This window comes from Shewanella sp. 11B5 (genome assembly GCF_002836795.1).
Lineage (GTDB): Bacteria > Pseudomonadota > Gammaproteobacteria > Enterobacterales > Shewanellaceae > Shewanella > Shewanella frigidimarina.
The window spans coordinates 1-2,499 of record NZ_PJAP01001053.1 but is presented as its reverse complement, the minus strand read 5'-3'; the positions used below and the strand labels follow the sequence as shown (position 1 = coordinate 2,499).

Annotated in this window: 2 protein-coding genes; both read right to left on the bottom strand. The window is 40.7% G+C overall.

Annotation, left to right across the window (positions count from 1 at the left end):
* Window positions 1-40: 40 nt before the first annotated feature.
* Window positions 41-1,072 (bottom strand): ABC transporter permease subunit, encoded by a 1,032-nt coding sequence (locus CXF78_RS20190; RefSeq protein ID WP_011638031.1) that lies wholly within the window; start codon window positions 1,070-1,072, stop codon window positions 41-43.
* Window positions 1,073-2,499 (bottom strand): ABC transporter substrate-binding protein (locus CXF78_RS20185; RefSeq protein WP_102037761.1); only part of this gene is annotated, 1,427 nt, incomplete at its 5' end.

Below are 2,499 nucleotides of genomic sequence, written 5' to 3'. Positions count from 1 at the left end.
TCGCCACATAGGCGAGGCTATATGGTCTTCTTGGTATATTTTAATTCGAGGCATACAATTCCTTTCTGCTCATTGGGTTGATTGCGGTATGCAGTAAATCAATCAATATGCTTAAGAAAATAATTAATAATGACACAGCTAAGATGCCCGCTTGAATAACAGTATAGTCACGCTGGTAAATGCCTGATACTAACCAACTGCCAACCCCAGGCCACGAAAATATCACTTCAACCACAATGCCATAGCTGGCGAATGATCCCAGCATTAAACCAATACTTTTTATTACCGGGATTAAGGCGTTGGGCAGTACATGACGAAGTAGTATTTTAGCCGTGTGTAAACCGCGAGCTTCAGCTGCACGAATATAAGTCTGATTCATCACATTTAAAATGGCTTGTCGAGTGATCCTTACCACCAATGTAAAAGGAAGCACTGCTAAAGTGACAGCCGGTAAAATTAAGTGTAATAAAGCATCATGAAATGCAGGAATACGGTAACTAGAATCGGATAATAAAGTGTCGACCAGCATGAAACCTGTCACAGGTTCAATTTCATAAAGTAAATTGATTTGACCTGAAATGGGCAGCCAGCCAAGATTCACCCCAAACCACATAGATAAGGTCAACCCGAGCCAAAATACCGGAATAGAATAGCCTGTTAAGGTGATGGCTAAAATACTGCGTTGTAGTGCTTTGTTATTACCTAATGCGGCTAGCACGCCAATGGGTACACCAAAAAACACAGCTATAAAACCTGAAAACAATGATAATTCAAAAGACGCAGGTAGTACTGCTTCAAGCTCTTCTAGAACCTCTTGCTGCGAGTTACTAGAAATACCAAAGTTACCCGATAAGCGTTGGCGCAAGTAGGCAGTAAACTGCAGTAATTGGTTATCATGTAGTTGATAGTCTTGCTCTATTTGCTGTTGTTGTTCAAGCGTTGGATATTGAACCCCTGATAGTGAATACGCTTTACTGACAGGAAACTGTCCCGACGCCATAAAGAGTACGGCCACCATGACTAGAGATGTGGCCATAAACAGGGTTATGCGACTAAAAAGATAACGCCACATTTATTCAGTTTCCTCTATTGCTTGAGTTGTTTTGGCGAAGGAAATACCGCCATAAGGCCTAATTTGCATGGCGGTAATATTGCTTTTCTTCAACACCACTTTTTTGGCATGTGCGATTGTTACTAGCGGAACTTGATCGCTAATAATGGCTTCTGCTGATTGATAAAATGCTTTGCGTTCAGGTTGAGTTGATACACTCTGAGCTTGGGTTAGCAGGTGTTCAAAGTCTTTGTTACACCAGCGAGAGCGATTATTGTTAGAGGCTAATGCCGCGCAGCTTAACAATGGAGTAAAAAAGTTATCTGGATCGCTATTATCCGCATTCCAACCAATAAGGACCGAATCATAATTCGAACTGGCTAGCTTTTGGGTGAATACACTCCAATCATAGCTAATGATATTCAGTTTTACGCCAATACGGGCTAAATCGGCCTGAATGAGCTCCGCTGTTTTCAATGCACTCGGATTATAAATTCGTGCAACAGGCATGGCCCACACATTAATGGATAAGTTAGATACACCTGCTTGGTGCAGTAATACTTTGGCTTTTTCTGGGTTATATTCATTTGGAGATAAGTTTTTGCTGTAAGCCCAAGATGCCGGAGGTAAAACACCTGTCGCCTCCACAGCGGTATCGTTATATACCACGTCTAGAATATTATTTTTATCAATAGCATGCGCAAGTGCTCGTCTTACACGAACATCATCTAATGGCGGTTTTTGAGTGTTAAATGCCCAAAATGCTACGTTTAGTCCAGGTTTAGCATCGATAATAATATCTTTATGTTGGTCAAGCACTGCCAACTCACCAGCTTTGGGTAATGCTGAAACGCTGCAGTCTCCGGTAATTAATTTAGCAATTCGTGCGGTGCTTCTTGGGGTGATATCAAATACTAATTGATCAATTTCAACCGTAGGGCCCCAATAGACAGGATTCTTTTTAAAGCGAATATATTCGTTTTTCACATACTGGCTGAGCTGAAAAGGTCCTGTGCCTACTGCGTAGTAATCGATATCTTCAGGAGTGCCTTGGGCTAACAGTTGATAACCATATTCTGCCGATAATACAACGGCAAAATCAGTAGCCAAATTAGATAAAAAAGAAGCGTCTTTTCGAGTTAAATGAAAGATAACCTGGTAGTCGTTTACTTTTTCAATGTAGCCAATTAAATCAGCAAAACCAATACTTTGAAAAAATGGATAACCGGTTCTGCTGACTAGATGATATGGATGTAGTGGATCAATAATACGATTAAATGAAAACAACACATCATCGGCATTAAAGTCTCTTACGGGAGTAAAATGGCGAGTTTTATGAAAACTCACATGTTCACGTAAAGTAAAAACATAGCTTAAACCATCATCGGACACCTGCCATGATGTGGCCAATCCAGGTGTGATCTCGGCTTTTTCTTGGCTGTAATTAA

Coding starts and splice junctions, on each gene's coding strand:
- CXF78_RS20190 (WP_011638031.1), bottom strand. CDS start 1,072: ATGTGGCGTTATCTTTTTAGTCGCATAACCCTGTTTATGGCCACATCT.